At 42.2% G+C, this 20,091-nt stretch carries 14 protein-coding genes and 1 pseudogene; 11 read left to right on the top strand and 4 right to left on the bottom strand.

All coding sequences use genetic code 11. The features are described 5' to 3' along the window. Positions 1-137: 137 nt before the first annotated feature. Positions 138-1,139: a phosphotransferase enzyme family protein gene (locus AC0DBE_RS14805; RefSeq protein WP_472962688.1), complete on the top strand. Its 1,002-nt coding sequence runs from the start codon at positions 138-140 to the stop codon at positions 1,137-1,139. 37 nt (positions 1,140-1,176) lie between these two features. On the opposite strand, the gene AC0DBE_RS14800 is transcribed toward AC0DBE_RS14805, so the two are convergent. Together AC0DBE_RS14800 and putP are read right to left on the bottom strand one after the other, a co-directional pair. Further along, positions 1,177-1,875 (bottom strand): MgtC/SapB family protein, encoded by a 699-nt coding sequence (locus AC0DBE_RS14800; protein WP_072181537.1) that lies wholly within the window; start codon positions 1,873-1,875, stop codon positions 1,177-1,179. Between the two features lie 105 nt (positions 1,876-1,980). Continuing rightward, positions 1,981-3,459: a sodium/proline symporter PutP gene (gene putP / locus AC0DBE_RS14795; protein ID WP_472962686.1), complete on the bottom strand. Its 1,479-nt coding sequence runs from the start codon at positions 3,457-3,459 to the stop codon at positions 1,981-1,983. 414 nt (positions 3,460-3,873) lie between these two features. Here putP and gatC point away from each other — a divergent pair, with 414 nt between their 5' ends. From gatC to gatB, 3 genes are read left to right on the top strand one after another with little or no spacing between them, the layout of a single operon-like run. Continuing rightward, positions 3,874-4,164, top strand: coding sequence for an Asp-tRNA(Asn)/Glu-tRNA(Gln) amidotransferase subunit GatC (gatC, locus tag AC0DBE_RS14790; protein ID WP_003219442.1), 291 nt, complete (start codon positions 3,874-3,876; stop codon positions 4,162-4,164). 15 nt (positions 4,165-4,179) lie between these two features. Continuing rightward, entirely contained in the window at positions 4,180-5,637 is a 1,458-nt protein-coding gene (gene gatA / locus AC0DBE_RS14785; protein WP_003242878.1) for an Asp-tRNA(Asn)/Glu-tRNA(Gln) amidotransferase subunit GatA, read from the top strand. A 13-nt stretch (positions 5,638-5,650) separates the two neighbouring features. Continuing rightward, positions 5,651-7,081 carry an Asp-tRNA(Asn)/Glu-tRNA(Gln) amidotransferase subunit GatB gene (gene gatB / locus AC0DBE_RS14780; RefSeq protein WP_003219444.1) on the top strand — a complete coding sequence of 477 codons (1,431 nt, stop codon included), beginning with the start codon at positions 5,651-5,653 and terminating at the stop codon, positions 7,079-7,081. Between the two features lie 18 nt (positions 7,082-7,099). Here the strand turns inward: gatB and AC0DBE_RS14775 are convergent. Then, positions 7,100-7,967, bottom strand: a pseudogene (locus tag AC0DBE_RS14775) (TetR/AcrR family transcriptional regulator); the annotation flags it as partial. Between the two features lie 131 nt (positions 7,968-8,098). On the opposite strand from AC0DBE_RS14775, the gene srfP reads away from it, so the two are divergent. The 3 genes from srfP to rlmD all read left to right on the top strand — a co-directional run bounded on the left by srfP (position 8,099) and on the right by rlmD (position 13,938). Next, positions 8,099-11,239: a surfactin resistance protein SrfP gene (srfP, locus tag AC0DBE_RS14770; RefSeq protein WP_472962682.1), complete on the top strand. Its 3,141-nt coding sequence runs from the start codon at positions 8,099-8,101 to the stop codon at positions 11,237-11,239. Between the two features lie 151 nt (positions 11,240-11,390). Beyond that, complete coding sequence (locus AC0DBE_RS14765) at positions 11,391-12,302, top strand: diacylglycerol kinase (RefSeq protein WP_472962680.1); 912 nt, start codon at positions 11,391-11,393, stop codon at positions 12,300-12,302. 256 nt (positions 12,303-12,558) lie between these two features. Then, on the top strand, positions 12,559-13,938 hold the full coding sequence (gene rlmD / locus AC0DBE_RS14760; protein ID WP_472962678.1) for a 23S rRNA (uracil(1939)-C(5))-methyltransferase RlmD: 1,380 nt from the start codon (positions 12,559-12,561) through the stop codon (positions 13,936-13,938). 776 nt (positions 13,939-14,714) lie between these two features. Here the strand turns inward: rlmD and AC0DBE_RS14755 are convergent. After that, a complete protein-coding gene (locus AC0DBE_RS14755; protein ID WP_472962738.1) occupies positions 14,715-14,795 on the bottom strand; it encodes a hypothetical protein in 81 nt (26 codons plus the stop codon). A 235-nt stretch (positions 14,796-15,030) separates the two neighbouring features. Between AC0DBE_RS14755 and AC0DBE_RS14750 the strand changes: the two genes are divergently transcribed. From AC0DBE_RS14750 to brxC, 4 genes are read left to right on the top strand one after another with little or no spacing between them, the layout of a single operon-like run. After that, positions 15,031-15,267: a TIGR04540 family protein gene (locus tag AC0DBE_RS14750; RefSeq protein ID WP_276736563.1), complete on the top strand. Its 237-nt coding sequence runs from the start codon at positions 15,031-15,033 to the stop codon at positions 15,265-15,267. 31 nt (positions 15,268-15,298) lie between these two features. Further along, positions 15,299-15,895, top strand: coding sequence for a DUF1819 family protein (locus tag AC0DBE_RS14745; RefSeq protein ID WP_472962676.1), 597 nt, complete (start codon positions 15,299-15,301; stop codon positions 15,893-15,895). An 11-nt stretch (positions 15,896-15,906) separates the two neighbouring features. Then, positions 15,907-16,473, top strand: a complete 567-nt coding sequence (locus AC0DBE_RS14740; RefSeq protein ID WP_472962674.1) for a DUF1788 domain-containing protein — start codon at positions 15,907-15,909, stop codon at positions 16,471-16,473. Between the two features lie 20 nt (positions 16,474-16,493). Continuing rightward, the gene (gene brxC / locus AC0DBE_RS14735; protein WP_472962672.1) at positions 16,494-20,078 is read left to right on the top strand and encodes a BREX system P-loop protein BrxC; all 3,585 of its coding nucleotides are present in this window, start codon (positions 16,494-16,496) and stop codon (positions 20,076-20,078) included. The last annotated feature ends 13 nt before the right edge of the window (positions 20,079-20,091 follow it).

Here is a 20,091-nt window from a genome sequence, read left to right as displayed (position 1 = left end):
TGTTACAATTAGCAGGAAAAGGAAAAAAGATGCATTTTCGCTACTGCCGAAACACAAATTAGGGGGAGGTATGTTGATGCTGGAACTCGTGTGAAAACAATCAATATCAAATCAATAGCAAAGAAAGGGAGTTAGACGTGCATAAAGAAATCAAAAACATATTTCATGAAGATCAGGTTTTGGCAGAGGCTGCGATGAAATACGGTTTCTCAAACAGTCAGGTACGTTTTCTGGCTGATGCGGAAAACTATGTATATGAATTTATGAAAGACAATCAATCTTATATTTTAAAGATCACCCATACGATTCGGAGATCTTCTGATTATATTATGGGAGAAATGGAATGGCTTCGTCACCTTGCGGAAGGCGGGCTATCAGTTGCCAAACCGCTGCCGTCGCTGGGCGGAAAAGACGTTGAAGAAGTGCCGGACGGAAACGGCGGTTCATTTTTACTAAGAGTGTATGAGAAAGCGCCGGGGCAAAAAGTAGATGAATCGGACTGGAATGAAACGCTATTTTATGAGCTTGGCAGATACACAGGCGAGATGCACAGCCTGACAAAAAGCTATAAACTGAGCAATTCCGCTTTTAAAAGGCAGGAATGGGATGAAGAGGAGCAATTAAAGCTGAGAAAGTATGTGCCTGGAGAACAGACAAAAGTGTTTCAGCAAGCCGATTCTCTGATGAATGAACTGCTGCGGCTGCCGAAAAGCCGGGACAGCTACGGTTTGGTGCACGCGGATCTGCATCATGGCAATTTTCATTGGGATCATGGCAAAATCACAGCATTTGATTTTGATGATATCGGCTATAATTGGTTCATTAACGATATCAGCATTCTCCTCTACAATGTGCTGTGGTACCCGGTTGTGCCATATGAAGATAAAGCTGCGTTTACAGAAGAATTTATGACGCATTTCATGAAAGGGTACTGGGAGAAAAATGAACTTGATCCTGCATGGCTTAAAAGGATACCTGATTTCCTCCGCCTCCGCCATATGCTGATTTATGGACTGCTACATCAGATGTTTGACCTTAACGCAATAGGAGAAGAGGAAAAAGAAATGCTCGCCGGCTTCAGAAGAGATATAGAGAATGGCACACCGATCACAGCATTTGATTTTTCCGCACTGATGTAGATAGAAAAAAGCCAATGGGATTCTGTCCCATTGGCTTTTATAATGTATCACACTTTACGCCGACTACGCCTTCAATGTCTTTAATGTCATAGTAGACATCGGTCGTGTACCTGTTTTTATGGACGCGGACTTTCACTTCCATAATCGGAAATTCCTTTTCGCCCAGATCGTCGATCCGGACGGAGTGTGTTTTGATATCTCTTCTTTTCATTTCTTTTAAAATCTCTGTCATTTTGTCTTTATCAGAAAGCGACATTCTGATACGGATGTCTTTTTCCTGAAGGCGGTCTGGACCGATTTTTCTGACCACCCATGGGAGAAATTCCACGCTGATCAGGATGAACAGAAGACTGGCAAACGCTTCTTTATAAAATCCGGCTCCCGTTGCCAGCCCGAGCCCTGCTGCCCCCCAGATCATAGCTGATGTCGTCAGGCCGGAAATGACATCGTTGCTTTTCCGCAAGATGACACCAGCTCCGATAAACCCGACGCCGGAGATGATTTGTGCCGGCAGACGCAGCGGATCCATCATGATGCGGTAGTATTTAGGGAAATGATATGCCGCATTAATACTGACGATCGTCAGCATGCATGAGCTGACGGCGATAACGATACAGGTTTTTAATCCGAGCGGCTTATTTTTTAATTCGCGCTCAAGCCCGATGACCATGCCTATCAAAGTGGCAATGCCCAGTTTTAATAATATATCAGGATCAATATACCAGCTCAACAGCAACTTCCCCCTTCTCTAAGGTGTTTTTAAATAAATATGATTTTCTCACAGTATTTATAGCAAAACAAGAGCACAAAAGCCACCAAGCAGTGCTTGATGGCTTATTGCTTACTTTTTGCGTTTTAACAGCTTTTCCATGACACCGAATAAACGGTAAGAGGCTTTTGCAGGACGTTTTGTGATCAAGCTTCCGATAATACCCGCAATCATACTCAGGAAAAATCCTGGAATCATTTCATAGATGCCTGTAGAGTCAGCTAAACCAGTTGTAATCCAAATTAATACTGTCGCAGCTCCCACAACCATGGCTGAAAGGGCGCCCCATTCAGTCATCCGTTTCCAATACAGGCTCAGTAAAATGGCAGGCCCAAAAGCAGAACCGAATCCGGCCCACGCATAACCAACCAAATCAAGAATCGTGCTGCTTGGATTCAAGGACATGAGAATCGCAATGACCGCGATAATCAATACTGACAGCCGGCCGGTCATGACCAATTCTTTATCTGATGCTTCACGTCTGAAAAATGTCCGGTATAAATCTTCTGTCATTGCGCTCGCTGTTACCAGAAGCTGAGAAGAGATCGAACTCATAATCGCTGCTAAAATAGCAGACAGCAAAAATCCCGTAATTAATGGATGGAACAATATTTTAGAAAAAATAATGAAAATCGTTTCAGGATCACTTACAGCAACTCCGAATTTATGTGCGTAAGCCACACCGACTAAACCCGTTATGGTTGAACCAAGAATGGAGATAATCATCCAGCTCATACCGATTCTGCGCGCAGGTTTTAAATCCTTGATATGCTTAATCGCCATAAAACGGACGATGATATGAGGCTGGCCATAGTAGCCTAAGCCCCAGGCCAAATAAGAAATAATGCTAATGACGCTCGCGCCTTTAAAAATATCCAATAGCTTTGGGTCTACAGCTGTAATCTCATGTAAAGCAGGAGAAACGCCGCCCAGCTGGGTAAAAGCAACGATCGGCACAAGCACTAGTGCTGCAAACATGATCGCACCCTGTACAAAGTCAGTCAGACTGACAGCAAGGAAACCGCCAAACAGTGTATATAACACGACAACGCCTGCAGTCAGCAGGAGTCCAAGTGTATAATCGGCTCCAAAAGCAGATTCAAATAATCTTCCGCCTGATACCATACCTGAAGAAGTATACAGTGTGAAAAAGATCATAATGATTAAAGCTGATACAATTTTCAGCACTGACGAAGAATGCTGGAATCGTTTATCAAAGAAATCGGGAATCGTAATCGCGTCATCCGCCGCTTCCGTATACGCTCTAAGACGCGGAGCCAAAAGAAGATAGTTCGAATACGCGCCGATTGTCAAACCGAGTGCAAGCCATAGTGTCGACAAGCCTGTCGCAAACATTGCTCCTGGAATTCCCATCAGCATCCATCCGCTCATATCCGCCGCTCCGGCAGACAAAGCTGTGACAAACGGTCCGAGACCTCTTCCTCCAAGCATGTAATCGTTGATATCAGTTGTTTTCTTAAACGAGTACCAGCCGATTAACAGCATGGCAGTAAAATAAATTCCTAACGATATAATAATTTCAATACTCACATTTTACCCTCTCTTCATTTCTAATAATGTTGCATCACCTCTCAAATTGATGGTGCCAGTTAAGCAGCCTGGCGCAAGTGCAAACCCTAAAGTCATTCATTTGCAGGTGCACTTGTTAACTTAACCTAACAAAGTATTCCCGGCCATTCAAGCGATGAAACCTGGATCACCAGCTGAAAATACTATTGCAAACCTAGAAGGGAATAAAGAATGAAGCGTTTTCAAAAAATAATAAAAGTAAAAATATTCAGAAAAGTATTTCGTTTCTCCTTTGCCTCTTTTTAGTATAAAATATATAGGGTATTGTCTCGAAAACACAGGCCTGTCCCAAGGTGTTTTGTTGCTTTAGAGGGCTTGTTTTTGATATGATCAGTATTATATGACTTAACGGAGAAATATGTGGAGGTGGATCATATGTCACGAATTTCAATAGAAGAAGTAAAGCACGTTGCGCACCTTGCAAGACTTGCGATTACTGAAGAAGAAGCAAAAATGTTCACTGAACAGCTTGACAGCATCATTTCATTTGCCGAGGAGCTTAATGAGGTCAACACAGACAATGTGGAGCCTACAACTCACGTGCTGAAAATGAAAAATGTCATGAGAGAAGATGAAGCGGGTAAAGGTCTTCCGGTTGAGGACGTTATGAAAAATGCGCCTGACCATAAAGACGGCTATATTCGTGTGCCATCAATTTTGGACTAAAGGAGGGACACAAGAATGTCATTATTTGATCATAAAATCACAGAATTAAAACAGCTCATACATAAAAAAGAGATTAAGATTTCTGATCTGGTTGACGAATCTTATAAACGCATCCAAGCGGTTGATGATAAGGTACAAGCCTTTTTGGCATTAGATGAAGAAAGAGCGCGCGCGTACGCGAAGGAGCTTGATGAGGCGGTTGACGGCCGTTCTGAGCACGGTCTTCTTTTTGGTATGCCGATCGGCGTAAAAGATAATATCGTAACAAAAGGGCTGCGCACAACATGCTCCAGCAAAATTCTCGAAAACTTCGATCCGATCTACGATGCTACTGTTGTTCAGCGCCTTCAAGACGCTGAAGCTGTAACAATTGGGAAATTGAACATGGACGAATTCGCCATGGGGTCATCTACCGAAAACTCAGCTTACAAGCTGACGAAAAACCCTTGGAACTTAGATACAGTTCCCGGCGGTTCAAGCGGCGGTTCAGCGGCTGCGGTTGCTGCGGGAGAAGTTCCGTTTTCTCTTGGATCTGACACAGGCGGTTCCATCCGTCAGCCTGCATCTTTCTGCGGCGTAGTCGGATTAAAGCCTACATACGGACGTGTATCCCGTTACGGGCTCGTCGCATTTGCGTCTTCATTAGACCAAATCGGGCCGATTACTCGTACGGTTGAGGACAACGCATTCTTGCTTCAAGCGATTTCCGGCGTAGATAAAATGGACTCCACGAGTGCAAATGTGGACGTGCCTGATTTTCTTTCTTCATTAACTGGCGATATCAAAGGACTGAAAATCGCCGTTCCGAAAGAATACCTTGGTGAAGGTGTCGGCAAAGAAGCGAGAGAATCTGTACTTGCCGCGTTGAAAGTTCTTGAAGGCCTCGGCGCTACATGGGAAGAAGTGTCTCTTCCGCACAGCAAATACGCGCTTGCGACATATTACCTGCTGTCATCTTCTGAAGCGTCAGCCAACCTTGCACGCTTTGACGGCATCCGCTACGGCTACCGTACAGACAACGCGGACAACCTGATCGACCTTTACAAGCAAACGCGCGCTGAAGGTTTCGGAAATGAAGTCAAACGCCGCATCATGCTCGGAACGTTCGCTTTAAGCTCAGGCTACTACGATGCGTACTACAAAAAAGCGCAAAAAGTGCGTACCTTGATTAAGAAAGACTTCGAAGACGTATTTGAGAAATATGATGTTATTGTCGGACCGACGACACCGACACCAGCATTTAAAATCGGTGAAAATACGAAAGATCCGCTTACAATGTACGCAAACGATATCTTAACGATTCCGGTCAACCTTGCCGGCGTACCGGGAATCAGTGTGCCATGCGGATTAGCAGACGGACTTCCGCTCGGCCTGCAAATCATCGGAAAACACTTTGATGAAAGCACTGTATACCGTGTTGCTCATGCTTTTGAACAAGCGACAGACCATCATAAAGCAAAACCTGAACTGTAAGGGGTGAAAAAAATTGAACTTTGAAACGGTAATTGGACTTGAAGTCCACGTCGAGTTAAAAACAAAATCAAAAATTTTCTCAAGCTCTCCAACGCCATTCGGCGCGGAGGCGAATACGCAGACAAGCGTCATTGACCTCGGATACCCGGGCGTCCTGCCTGTTCTGAACAAAGAAGCCGTTGAATTCGCAATGAAAGCCGCTATGGCACTCAACTGTGAGATCGCAACGGATACGAAGTTTGACCGCAAAAACTATTTCTATCCGGACAACCCGAAAGCGTATCAGATTTCTCAATTTGATAAGCCAATCGGCGAAAACGGCTGGATCGAAATTGAAGTCGGCGGAAAAACAAAACGCATCGGCATCACACGCCTTCACCTTGAAGAAGATGCCGGAAAACTGACGCATACAGGCGATGGCTATTCTCTTGTTGACTTCAACCGCCAGGGAACGCCGCTTGTTGAGATCGTATCAGAGCCGGATATCCGCACGCCGGAAGAAGCGTACGCGTATCTTGAAAAGCTGAAGTCCATCATCCAATATACTGGCGTTTCTGACTGTAAAATGGAAGAAGGCTCACTTCGCTGTGACGCCAATATCTCTCTTCGTCCGATCGGCCAAGAGGAATTCGGCACAAAAACAGAATTGAAAAACTTGAACTCCTTTGCGTTTGTTCAAAAAGGTCTTGAACACGAAGAAAAACGCCAGGAGCAGGTTCTTCTCTCCGGCGGCGTCATCCAGCAGGAAACACGCCGTTACGACGAAGCAACGAAGAAAACCATTCTCATGCGTGTCAAAGAGGGATCTGACGACTATCGTTACTTCCCAGAGCCAGACCTTGTCGAGCTCTACATTGATGACGAATGGAAGGAACGCGTAAAAGCAAGTATTCCTGAGCTTCCAGATGAGCGCCGCAAGCGTTATATCGAAGAGCTTGGATTGCCTGCATATGACGCGATGGTTCTGACGCTGACAAAAGAAATGGCTGATTTCTTCGAAGAAACCGTTCAAAAAGGCGCTGAAGCCAAACAAGCGTCCAACTGGCTGATGGGTGAAGTGTCAGCTTATCTGAATGCTGAGCAAAAAGAGCTTGCTGACGTTGCGCTGACACCTGAAGGCCTTGCCGGCATGATCAAATTGATTGAAAAAGGAACCATTTCTTCTAAGATCGCGAAGAAAGTGTTTAAGGAATTGATTGAAAAAGGCGGCGACGCTGAGAAGATTGTGAAAGAGAAAGGCCTCGTTCAGATTTCTGACGAAGGCGTGCTTCTGAAGCTTGTCACAGAGGCGCTTGACAACAATCCTCAATCAATCGAAGACTTTAAAAACGGGAAAGACCGTGCGATCGGATTCCTTGTTGGACAGATTATGAAAGCGTCCAAAGGACAAGCCAACCCGCCGATGGTTAACAAAATCCTGCTTGAAGAAATTAAAAAACGCTAATAAAAAAAGCAGCCCGCAGAGGCTGCTTTTTTTATGGTCAAATCGAGATGAAAACAGAGATCAGAGTCCGAAGCTTTTCAATTTCTTTGTCGGTGGTTCCGGTTAAATTGGACAGCATGCCTTTAATAATCGGCTTGCGCGGTTTATCCTGAGACAGTTCTTCCTCGATGACCTCCAGCGATACAGTGATATCCTCGGGAAGCGTGCTGTTTTCTTTCACTTTCTGAATGTCCTCAAGGAGCTGGTCTTTCCCCGCCGGCATCGGTCTGAAAATGTCTTTTGGCACAATTGGATTGAGGGCTGAACGGCTCAGTCCCTGTACGAGGTCATCCAGTCTCTCGATGATAAAGGCTGAGATTTCTTCTGCATCGATATTGAGCTCTCCGTTAAATACCATCACATTCATATAGGAATGCACAATACCTCTTGCCATGATGGAGAGGTCCGCTACGTACCGCTCGATTCCTTCGCCATAAGACGTCAGCAAGGCGTTCCGGTACAGTTTATCCGTTTCCGCGGTTATGTTGTAAAAGTATTGCTTGATTTCTTGATTCTCCGGAATGATATTTTCATTAAGCAAAAGAACGATAAAATCTTTATGATCGCGAAAATCTTCAAACTGAGCGCCAATTTGTTTTTTTAGCACTTCCTTAGGCGGTTTTCCGGCGAGATCCTCTTCTATATTTTTCATTTTTTTCATAGACATACCGATGTAATATTCACAGGCAGATAACAGCAGCGCTTCTTTCGATTTAAAGTGTAAATAAAAAGCGCCCTTCGAGATACCGCATTCACTGGCGATTTCCTGGATCGTCGTAGCTGCAAATCCTTTTTTCGCAAATAAATGAATGCTGGTTTTTATGATTCTCTCTTTTTTTTCATTCATGACGTGCTTCCCCTTAATCCTTGAAAAATTTAGTAAAATTTTCTGGTATATGAGTTGACGTTGTTGCGTTATAACGTTTAGTATTATATAGAATGACCAGTCAGTCAATAAAAAATGTAATGGAGGATATGATGAATCACGTTATTAATTTCGTTCTGAAAAACAAATTCGCCGTATGGCTGATGACGATTATTGTAACAGCAGCCGGCTTGTATGCGGGTATGAATATGAAGCAAGAATCCATTCCTGACGTGAACATGCCTTACTTGACGATCAGCACGACATATCCGGGCGCGACGCCTAGCCAAGTGGCTGATGAGGTGACCAAACCGGTTGAACAAGCGGTGCAGAATTTGGACGGGGTCAGTGTCGTGACTTCGACGTCCTATGAAAACGCATCGTCTGTCATGATTGAATATGATTATGAGAAAGATATGGACAAAGCGAAAACAGAAGCGGCTGAAGCATTAGAAAACGTCAGCCTGCCTGATGACGCGAAGGATCCGGAAATTTCACGCTACAGCTTGAACTCCTTCCCGATTCTGACGCTGAGCGTGTCCAGTGATAAAGACAATCTGCAAGAGCTGACGAAAAAAGTGGAGGACAGCCTCGTTCCTAAGCTTGAAGGCATAGAAGGCGTTGCTTCCGTCCAAGTATCGGGCCAGCAGGTGGAAGAGGTTGAATTCTCTTTCAAAGAAGACAAACTGAAAGAATACGGCCTTGATGAAGATACAGTCAAACAAGTGATTCAAGGTTCAGATGTGACAACTCCGCTTGGATTGTACACATTCGGAAATAAAGAAAAATCTGTCGTTGTAAGCGGCGATATTGAAACAATAAAAGATTTGAAGAATATGAGAATCCCGATGGCATCTGCTTCAAGTGCAGGCAGCGGCGCAGCATCTCAAGCGGCGGCGCAGAGCGCACAAGCCGCAGCACAGGCGCAGCAAAGCGCAAGCACAGATGTGCCGACGGTTAAGCTTTCTGACATTGCGACAATGAAAGATGTGAAAAAAGCCGAATCTGTTTCACGCACAAATGGAAAAGACAGCATCGGCATCAACATTGTTAAAGCAAACGATGCGAATACAGTAGAGGTTGCCGACAATGTCAAAGATGAGCTGAAGCAGTTCAAAGAAGACCATAAAGGCTTCGACTACAGCGCAACACTCGATATGGCAGAGCCGATTACACAGTCAGTTGAAACGATGTTAAGCAAAGCCATTTTCGGTGCTATTTTTGCGATTGTGATTATTCTCTTATTCTTAAGAGATATCAAATCAACATTAATTTCGATTATTTCTATTCCATTATCATTGCTGATCGCACTTCTTGTGCTGCAGCAGCTTGATATCACACTGAATATCATGACGCTCGGTGCAATGACCGTGGCCATTGGACGTGTGGTTGATGACTCTATCGTTGTGATTGAGAACATTTACCGCCGCATGAGACTCAAAGATGAGCCGCTCCGCGGAAAAGCCTTGGTTCGAGAAGCGACGAAGGAAATGTTTAAACCGATCATGTCATCGACGATCGTGACAATCGCGGTATTCCTGCCGCTCGCACTTGTAGGCGGACAAATCGGTGAATTGTTTATTCCATTTGCCTTAACGATTGTATTTGCGCTTGCCGCATCCCTGGTGATTTCGATCACGCTTGTGCCGATGCTCGCGCACAGCCTGTTCAAAAAATCATTAACGGGCGGGCAGGTCAAAGCGAAAGAACATAAACCTGGCAGACTTGCAAACATCTATAAAAAAGTATTGAACTGGGCGCTGAGCCACAAATGGATCACGTCTATCATCGCCGTTCTGATGCTCCTTGGAAGCTTGTTCCTCGTGCCGTTAATCGGTGCCAGCTACCTGCCGTCCGAGGAAGAAAAAACGATGCAGCTCACATACAGCCCAGAACCGGGTGAAACGAAAAAAGAAGCCGAAGCTGAAGCTGAAAAAGCGGAAAAAATCCTGCTTGACCGCAAGCATGTGGATACGGTTCAGTATTCATTAGGCTCTGGCAGCCCGCTTGCCGGGGGAGATTCAAACGGTGCGTTATTCTATATTAAATATGAAAGCGACACGCCTGATTTTGATAAAGAAAAAGACAACGTGCTGAAGGAAATCCAAAAGCAATCTGACCGCGGAGAATGGAAGTCACAGGACTTCAGTTCTTCAGGCAACAACAATGAATTAACATACTATGTGTATGGCGATTCAGAAAGCGACATTAAAGACACGGTCAAAGACATTGAAAAAGTCATGAAAGATGAAAAGGATCTGAAAAATGTAAACTCAGGCCTTTCCAGCACATATGATGAGTACACATTTGTCGCTGACCAAGAAAAATTAAGCAAACTCGGTTTAACTGCGTCTCAAATTTCTCAGGCCTTAATGACACAAACATCACAAGAACCGCTCACAACCGTGAAAAAAGACGGCAAAGAGCTTGATGTGAACATTAAGACAGAAAAAGACGAGTATAAGAGTGTGAAAGATTTAGAGAATAAAAAGATCACTTCTGCGACTGGCAAAGAAGTCAAAATCGGCGATGTCGCAAAAGTGAAAGAAGGATCAACATCTGATACTGTGTCAAAACGTGACGGAAAAGTCTATGCAGATGTCACAGGTGAGGTTACATCTGACAACGTTACAGCTGTATCAGCTGATGTCCAGAAGAAAATTGATAAGCTTGACATGCCTGATAACGTAACGATCGATACAGGCGGTGTTTCCGCAGATATCGCTGATTCCTTTACGAAGCTCGGTTTAGCGATGCTGGCAGCAATAGCGATCGTTTACCTTGTGCTCGTGATTACCTTCGGCGGGGCACTAGCGCCATTTGCGATTCTGTTCTCATTGCCGTTCACCGTCATCGGTGCCCTGGTCGGACTTTATGTATCAGGTGAAACGATCAGTCTGAACGCAATGATCGGTATGCTCATGCTGATTGGTATCGTTGTTACAAATGCCATTGTCTTAATTGACCGCGTGATTCATAAGGAAGCGGAAGGACTGTCTACGAGAGAAGCGCTCCTAGAAGCCGGCTCTACACGACTCCGTCCGATCCTGATGACAGCCATCGCGACAATCGGCGCCTTGATTCCGTTAGCGCTAGGTTTCGAAGGCGGAAGCCAGGTCATTTCAAAAGGACTCGGCGTCACGGTTATCGGCGGTTTGATCAGTTCAACGCTTCTGACGCTCTTGATCGTGCCAATCGTATACGAAGTATTGGCGAAGTTCCGCAAGAAAAAACCGGGAACGGAAGAAGAGTAAAAAAACAAAAAGCCTCAGCTCTGCTGAGGCTTTTGTGCGTTTTCACCTGTAAGATTATGTACATTTTGTTGCGATTTTTTTAACTCATAGTATAATTAAAGGTTGTTAGTGTAAAAATGGATCGGATACTCTTAAGTAGGATGATGAGATAATGAAACGTGCACGCATAATATACAATCCGACTTCAGGACGGGAGATCTTTAAAAAGCATCTTGCCCAGGTCCTGCAAAAATTTGAACAAGCCGGCTATGAAACCTCCACCCATGCGACGACATGCGCAGGAGACGCTACACACGCTGCCAAGGAAGCGGCATTGCGTGATTTTGACTTAATCGTTGCAGCAGGCGGAGACGGAACGATTAACGAGGTCGTCAACGGGCTTGCGCCTTTAGACAACCGTCCGACACTCGGTGTGATTCCTGTCGGCACAACGAACGACTTCGCCAGAGCGCTCAATATTCCACGCGAGGATATTTTAAAAGCGGCAGATACAGTCATTAACGGTGTTGCCCGCCCGATTGATATCGGACAGGTGAACGGCCAGTATTTTATCAATATCGCCGGAGGAGGCCGCCTGACAGAGCTGACGTACGACGTGCCAAGCAAACTCAAGACGATGCTCGGCCAGCTTGCTTATTACTTAAAAGGAATGGAAATGCTGCCTTCACTTCGTCCGACAGAAGTCGAGATTGAATATGACGGCAAGCTGTTTCAAGGTGAAATCATGCTGTTTTTGGTCACGCTGACAAATTCCGTTGGCGGGTTCGAAAAACTCGCGCCGGACTCCAGCCTGAATGACGGCATGTTTGATTTGATGATATTAAAGAAAGCAAACCTTGCTGAATTTATCAGAGTCGCAACGATGGCGCTCCGCGGAGAACACATCAACGACCAGCACATTATTTATACAAAAGCGAACCGCGTGAAAGTCAATGTATCAGAAAAGATGCAGCTGAACCTGGACGGCGAGTACGGCGGCATGCTGCCGGGCGAATTCGTGAATCTGTACCGACACATTCACGTCGTCATGCCGAAGGAGAAAGCGGAACAGCTGGATGACTAAAAACTTGGCTTTGTAAGCCAAGCTCAGAATGTTGACAAAATCCTAAAACAGTTTTCGTTTTAGGATTTTGTCATCTTTTCAGCGTGATTGAAAACCTTTGAAGTCTAGGAAGGGCGAGCATCGGAGCGCAGCGAATGTTGAATTCGTGAGCACCGAAGCACAGGCCTGACAACGAATGCGAAGGTTTGCCTACACGCTGAAACTTGGCTTTAATAGGCCAAGTTTTTCTTTCGCTTAAAACAAGAGGTGATTATAGATGAAAATGAAACCCCCAGTAGAAAAAAACGAATACTACGACGTGACATTTGAGGATTTGACCCACGAAGGAGCGGGCGTCGCAAAGGTCCAAGGCTTCCCAATCTTCGTGCCGAACGCCCTTCCGGAAGAAAAAGCACAAATCAAAGTCACCCGAGTCAAAAAAGGGTTCGCTTTCGGCCGCCTGATCGAACTGAAGGAAGAAAGCTCGCACAGAACTGACGCCCCATGTCCGATCTACAAGCAATGCGGAGGCTGCCAGCTTCAGCACATGACCTACGAAGGCCAGCTCTTGTTTAAACAGAAACAAGTCAAAGACGTCTTAGAACGGATCGGCAAGCTGGACCTGTCCAACGTCACCATGCACCCGACACTCGGCATGCAAGACCCATGGAACTACAGAAACAAAGCGCAGGTGCCGGTAGGAGAACGGGAAGGAGGACTCGTCGCGGGATTCTATCAGCAAAGAAGCCATGACATCATCGACATGAGCGCCTGCCTGATCCAGCAATCCAAAAACGACGAAGCCGTCCAAGCCGTCAAAGACATTTGCGCAAACTACGGTGTCAAAGCCTACAACGAAGAACGCCACAAAGGCTGGCTCCGCCACATCATGGTCAGATACGGCGTCGTTACGGGTGAAATGATGATCGTCTTCATCACAAGAACAAGTGACTTTCCGCACAAAGCGAAGATCATCGAAGACATCACAGCAGCGTTCCCGCACGTCAAATCCATCGTGCAAAACATCAACCCAAACAAAACAAACGTGATTTTCGGAAACGAAACAAACGTCATCTGGGGCGAAGAATACATCTACGACCTCATTGGAGATGTCAAATTCGCCATCTCCGCCAGATCGTTTTACCAAGTCAACCCCGAGCAAACAAAAGTGCTCTACGACAAAGCGCTTGAGTACGCGGAACTGAAAGGAGAAGAAACCGTCATCGACGCCTACTGCGGCATCGGAACGATTTCTCTATTTCTGGCGAAGCAAGCGAAAAAAGTGTACGGTGTAGAAATTGTGCCGGAAGCGATTGAAGACGCCAAACGAAATGCCGAATTAAACGGCATCACAAACGCTGAGTTCGCGGTCGGTGAAGCGGAAACCGTGATTCCAAAGTGGTATGAAGAAGGCATCACGGCCGATACGCTAGTCGTCGACCCGCCAAGAAAAGGCTGCGACGAAGCCCTCCTGCGGACGATTGTGGAGATGAAACCGAAGCGGGTGGTGTACGTGTCCTGTAATCCTGGTACGCTTGCGAGAGACCTGCGGGTGCTTGAGGATGGCGGGTATGCGACGCGTGAGGTGCAGCCTGTGGATATGTTTCCGCATACGAATCATGTGGAGTGTGTGGCGTTGCTAAAATTAATTAAATAAGAAGCAGGTGGGTTCGAGAATCGATAAAAAATTCTCGGACTTCATCTGCTTTTATTTCAATTGTCTCAAGAAAGCGATGAAGTATTTCTTGAGCTAATTCTTGAAATTCCATAAAAACATCTAACTGTTGTTTAATTTCATCGAATGCTAGTTCATCGATATTGGTTTCAAGAGAAGACTTCAATTGCTCGGTTTTAGAATTGATAATGTCCGTCTGGTCATTGATATCGCTGACACTCCATCATAATCTGCTTTGGATATTTTTTCGTCAATAAACAAACTGAGTGATTTCTTTTTCTTTTGTTTGAGCGATCTAATTCCTTCTCAAATTTTCTAATTTGCTTTTCTGACTTCTTTTTCTGTTGATTAGATTGTTTTCAAGGATATGCCAAATTTCCTGATTATCCAAATCGATGCTAGATGTTTTAAGTCATTGAGAATGGCTAATTTTAAGTCAGCTTCTCTAATTAAATGATCCCACATGCCTTTACACCATGTTTATTGTGGATAGGCACCTACTGTTCTATTTATAGTGCATTCTACGCCCACAATATTCACAGTAGGATGTATTTGTAAACAGATCTAAATGTAATCATAAGGAGGATTGGATCTTTGAATAGCCCCTTTTGTGCACTGCTCCTTCAGGTTGCTCCGACTCGCTCACTTTTACTTTGTGATTCCTGTTCATACATCCAGGCATAAATACCCAACATTTGCCTATTACCTTCTAATGTGTTTATGGCATTATCTAAGGTAATGATATGGATCTTGCTTTGTTAAACAAGATCACGAATCTCATAGGATAGGCGACCATTACGTGCCAAACATGAAAGTTCTTTAGCTAGTATCACATCCAATTTCTTAGCTCGTGCATCGGCTATTAATTGTTGTAACTGTGGACGCTTTTCTGTCTTAGCTCATTCAGGTTTTAATGATCTACTGTTTAGTACTAACGAAAAGGATATTTTCCCTATTAGTTGAAGGGAACATGTTAAAATTTAAATAGTGAAACAAGCCTACTTTTTCGTTGAGTTCCAAATAGAATAAGAATAAAATAAGAATTAAGTAAGATTTATCTTAGAGGTGAAATCTGTGGAATTGAAGTTATTCTACCGTACGCAGAGAGATTTAGCTGTTGATTTAAACAAGATAATTGATTCCTATTGGCGGGAAGAGATAAAAGAAAATGAGCTAATAGATGGAATTAAGAACTTATATGAAAATAATCGGGAAAAATTAATTAAGGACAATCAGTTTACAAAAGTAGTCCAACAGCAATGTGGGAAAAGACGCTTGGCTGTGGTAGGAAAAGTATTGGATATTAAGTAGGAAATAAGTCTTGTCCGAAAGGTTTGATTGCATGACAATGGATTTGGAATATTCTTCAAGCTTGAATGGGGCGTCCTTTTTACTTTTTGAGTTAAAACAGGTTGTAAAGTTGAAACAACGGGGCTTAGCCAAAGATGAAATAAGAAAAAAAGTAAAAGAAGAAAATCTGTTTCAATTTAATAACCAAGGAAGAATCAATAGAGCACTGCCATCCGTTATGAAAAGGGCAGAAGTTATTGATGAAACGCTTGCTGCTTTATTGTTGGAAGGGTCTATTGAAACTGGGAAAACCCTTAATCTATATGCCATTATGAAGACTGATTTACTGTTCTTCGAGTTCATGGATGAGGTAATAGGGGAAAAGCTACATAATAATGATTACCTCATAGAGAAGAAGGACCTTAATCTCTTCTTTTCTTCTAAAGCAGAGCAAAGTGAGAAGGTAGCTAGTTGGAGTGATATTAATGTTGAAAAGTTAAAACGTGCCTACATCCAAGTATTGTATGAAGGCGGTATTTTAAGAAACAGGAAGAGTAAAGAACTAAATAAGCTAATTATTGATGAACCGATAAAAAATTATCTTACTCAAATTGGCGATTCTCGTTATGTACATGCTATGGGTGAGTAGGAGGTGACAGAATGAGTAACTTGAAAGCTAGGGCTGATAAAATTATTGATAAAATTAAAGAAGATAAATTTATCGAAGGTCGTGGTTTGGGCAACGAAATTAGTTTTTATGTGTTTGACTACGAACCGAATCAGGAGCTTTATATCAGAGATTACGTTAAACGGATCAAAAGACAATTGAACTATGAAGGATCAAATCGAAGAGTAATCGAGTTTGATTTGTACAAGATGCTCATTGATATTACAAAGGAAAAAAGAATTTTTGATCGCATTTTTTTAATGGAAGAACGTCAAGGCAGAGAAGCATTGTTTAAAGCGATGACAACATTTGCTAAGCCTGAGGTGTTTCTAAATAAAATTAAGGAACAAGTGGATGACTATAATGTGATTTTTATCACAGGAATAGGGAAGGTTTACCCATTTGTTCGGTCTCACAGTATCTTAAATAATTTGCAAGAAGTTTTGGACAATATACCTGTAATCATGTTTTTTCCAGGTAAATATGATGGGCAATCATTACAATTGTTTGGAAAATTTAAGGATGATAATTATTACAGGGCTTTCCGATTAGTCGATTAAAAGGGATAGGGGGAATTTAGATGATTATTAAAGATATGTTTCAAAAAGACATTGAACGTGATATTCGTGGAGTCATTAAAGTCGCTCAACAAGATGAAGATAATATTTATCAGGAGTTGGACGAGTATGTTGTTACCCGTGAGCTGCAAAAACACCTTTCTAAGTTTTATGAAAATTATCAAAAAGGGATTAATGGTGTAACGGATAAGATGGGTGTTTGGATTTCTGGATTCTTTGGTTCCGGTAAATCACACTTTCTGAAGATACTTGCTTACTTGCTTGAAAACAAGAAGGTAAAAGGTAAACAAGCAATTGATTTCTTTCAAGAAAAAGTAGAAGACCCTCTTGTATATGCGAATATGCAAAGAACGGCTGATGTGGAGACAGAAGTCATTTTGTTCAACATAGATTCAAAAGGTTCACTCGATAATAAATCAAAAGAAGATGCAATTCTCCGTGTCTTCATGAAGGTTTTTTATGAGCATCGTGGCTACTATGGAGATATACCTGGTGTTGCTGAAATGGAGAAGTACCTGGATAAACAGGGAGTCTATGAGGCGTTTAAAGCAGAATTTAACTCATTAGCTGGTGAATCATGGGAAGAACGTCGTAATAGTTTTTACTTTGATGCGGATTTTGTCATCGATGCTTTAACGAAAGTAACTGATATGACGGAAGAGTCTGCTCGAAATTGGTTTGAGAACGGTGTAAATAATTTTGAAATCAGTATTGAAAAGTTTGCTAAAGACGTAAATGAATACATCAATAGTAAGGGGAAAAACTTCCACCTTATCTTCCTCGTGGATGAGATCGGCCAATACATCGGTGATAACCGTAGTTTGATGTTGAACTTGCAGACAGTGGCTGAAGATCTTGGAACCCATTGTAAAGGTAAGGTGTGGATTATGGTTACTTCCCAAGAGAGTATTGATAGCATTATCAAAGTTAAAGGGGACGACTTCTCACGTATTCAAGGACGATTCGATACAAGGCTATCCCTATCATCCATCTCGGTTGATGAAGTTATCAAAAAGCGTATCCTATTGAAAAAGGACTTTGCTAATGACAAATTGAAAGTACTTTATCCTGAAAAAAGTGCTATTTTAAAGAACCTAATTAGTTTCCGAGAAAGCACAGCGGATTTACGTGGGTTTGACAATGAACAGGAATTTGCAGATGTGTATCCTTTCATGCCTTATCAATTCAAGTTGTTACAAAATGTTTTTGAGCAAGTAAGAAAACATGGCTCTTCTGGTAAGCATTTATCCGAAGGGGAACGCTCCATGTTATCAGCATTTAAAGAAGCTGGTCTTCAATATAAGAATGCTGAAGAAGGTACACTTATACCTTTTTATGCCTTCTATGACACGATAAAGGAATTTTTGAATCCATCCATTTCAAGAGTTATCGAAGGTGCCTATGAAAATCCAGCCCTAAAAGATGATGATTTTAACATAGATCTATTAAAGGTCCTGTTCTTGATTAAATATGTAAAAGAACTTCCAGCAAATTTCGATAATATTGCTTCATTAATGGTTACACATATTGATGAGGATAAGTTACAGCTTAAAGAGAAAATTAAAGTTTCTTTACGAAAGCTAATTTCCCAAACATTGGTTCAGAAAAATGGTGATAATTATATCTTTTTAACAGATGACGAACAAGATATCAATAGGGAAATCAAATCCCTAAATATTGATGAAGACATCGTTAAACGGGAGTTAGCAAACTACATCTTCCAAGACCTATATGATGAAAAGCGTTTCCGTTACAACAGTGAATACTCATTTACCTATAATCAAAAAATGGATGAGAAAAATTATGGGAATCAGACCTCTAATATAGGGATGCAAATTCTTTCTCCATTATCAGACCATTACCATAAGTCCGAGCAAGAATTAATGATGATGACTTCGGGTAACGGGGAAATGATTATTAAACTTGGTGGTAATGAGGCCTATATTGAGGAAATTGGAGAAGCATTGCGTATTGAGGAGTTCCGAAAGAAAACGAATATTACGCAACTTCCTGAAAACATTCAGAATATCTTAAATAATAAACAAGCAGAAGTTCGTGAACGTCGAAGAAGGGTTCGTGAGCTTTTGGAGGAAGCGATTAAGGACAGTGCATTCTTTATCAATGGCGACAAAGTCGAAATAAAAGGCTCAACTGTTCGTGAGAAAGTGAATGCTGCCTTCACAATGCTAGTCGATAATGTCTATACAAAACTCAGTTATGTAAAGGAACACTTAGATAATGAAAGGGCCTTAATTTCAATCCTTGCTTCAAACGATGAACAATTGTCTTTTGAAGAAACTTTGAAAGTAAATCCAAATGAGTTGGCTAAGCGGGAAGTGTCTGATTTTATCAGTTTACAAGACGATCTGAAAAAGCAAGTGCGTGTAAAAGTCCTATTTGATCGTTTTGGAGATAAACCATATGGTTGGAAGACACTCGATATAGCAGGAATAATTGCATATTTATTAAAAGAACAACGTATTCGAATTCGTTATAATGCAGAATACTTGGAACCTGAAAATAATGTTAATATACTTGTAACGATTTTTACCAAGACACAGGAAGCCGACAAAGCGATTGTGTTAAAGAGAGTAAAAGTTGACGAAAAATTAATTAAAACAGCTAAAAGTATTTGTAAAGATGTTTTCAATAAAACAGATTTGGCTGATGATGAAGATGGACTGCTGAAGGACATTCGACTACTTGTAGAAAAACAAATAGTCGAAATCAAGGGATATAAAGCCCGTTATGAAGGAAGAACGTATCCTGGTTTGAGCCTACTTAATAAAGGATTGGAATACTTTGAACAGTTCCATAGTGGCTTAGACAATGTATCTTATTTCAACAAGTTAAAGGAAGTAGAAGGTGATTTACTTGATTGGGAAGAGGATATTGTCTATGTCAAAAGTTTCTTCGGTACTGATCAGAAACAGATTTTTGATGATGGATTAGCAGCTATAAGAAAGTATGATGAAAATAAATCTTATTTAATAGGTGCAGAGATAGAGCAAGCTATTGAAAAGCTCCAGTCCATACTTCAAGATCCAAATCCTTATAAAAAGATAAAAGATATTCCAGAGCTTATTCATGCAATGGATGAACAAATAAATAATGTCCTTAATGAGAAGAAAGAAAATGCTCATAAAAAGTTAAAAGATGATAGTGATTACTTATCCTTATTGACATCACAATATGGTGTATCAAATGAAACTAAAGAAAGAGTAAATCGTTACTATCAAGAACTTAATGTTAATGTAGATAATTTTACAGATATTTATAAAGTTGACGCAACAGTTTCTCAAAGCACCAGCTTCAAGGAAAAAATGGAAGGGTCTATCAAGCGAGAAATTGCTGAATGGAAACGTAAGAAGGAAGAAGAAGAAAGAAAACGCTCAGGTGGTGAAGTAGTTGAACCTCCTGTATCGCCTGTTGGTCCAACTATTCAAAAGCAACCAGTAAAAGTAACAAAATTAGTCAATGTAAAAACATTAACTACAGAAGATGATGTCGATAAGTACATCAATGCTTTATCTGGTAAGTTAAAACAGATTATTAAAGAAAATAAACAAATTGAGTTTGTTGAGTAAGCGGGGTGAAATG

The organism is Bacillus sp. VA15, from assembly GCF_055721145.1.
This window is presented reverse-complemented; position numbering and strand designations above follow the sequence as displayed.

Bases quoted from the DNA above. Each gene is read 5' to 3' on its own strand.
- srfP (WP_472962682.1), top strand. From the start codon at position 8,099: ATGAATCACGTTATTAATTTCGTTCTGAAAAACAAATTCGCCGTATGG.
- gatC (WP_003219442.1), top strand. From the start codon at position 3,874: ATGTCACGAATTTCAATAGAAGAAGTAAAGCACGTTGCGCACCTTGCA.
- brxC (WP_472962672.1), top strand. From the start codon at position 16,494: ATGATTATTAAAGATATGTTTCAAAAAGACATTGAACGTGATATTCGT.
- AC0DBE_RS14740 (WP_472962674.1), top strand. From the start codon at position 15,907: ATGAGTAACTTGAAAGCTAGGGCTGATAAAATTATTGATAAAATTAAA.
- rlmD (WP_472962678.1), top strand. From the start codon at position 12,559: ATGAAAATGAAACCCCCAGTAGAAAAAAACGAATACTACGACGTGACA.
- AC0DBE_RS14765 (WP_472962680.1), top strand. From the start codon at position 11,391: ATGAAACGTGCACGCATAATATACAATCCGACTTCAGGACGGGAGATC.
- AC0DBE_RS14745 (WP_472962676.1), top strand. From the start codon at position 15,299: ATGACAATGGATTTGGAATATTCTTCAAGCTTGAATGGGGCGTCCTTT.
- gatA (WP_003242878.1), top strand. From the start codon at position 4,180: ATGTCATTATTTGATCATAAAATCACAGAATTAAAACAGCTCATACAT.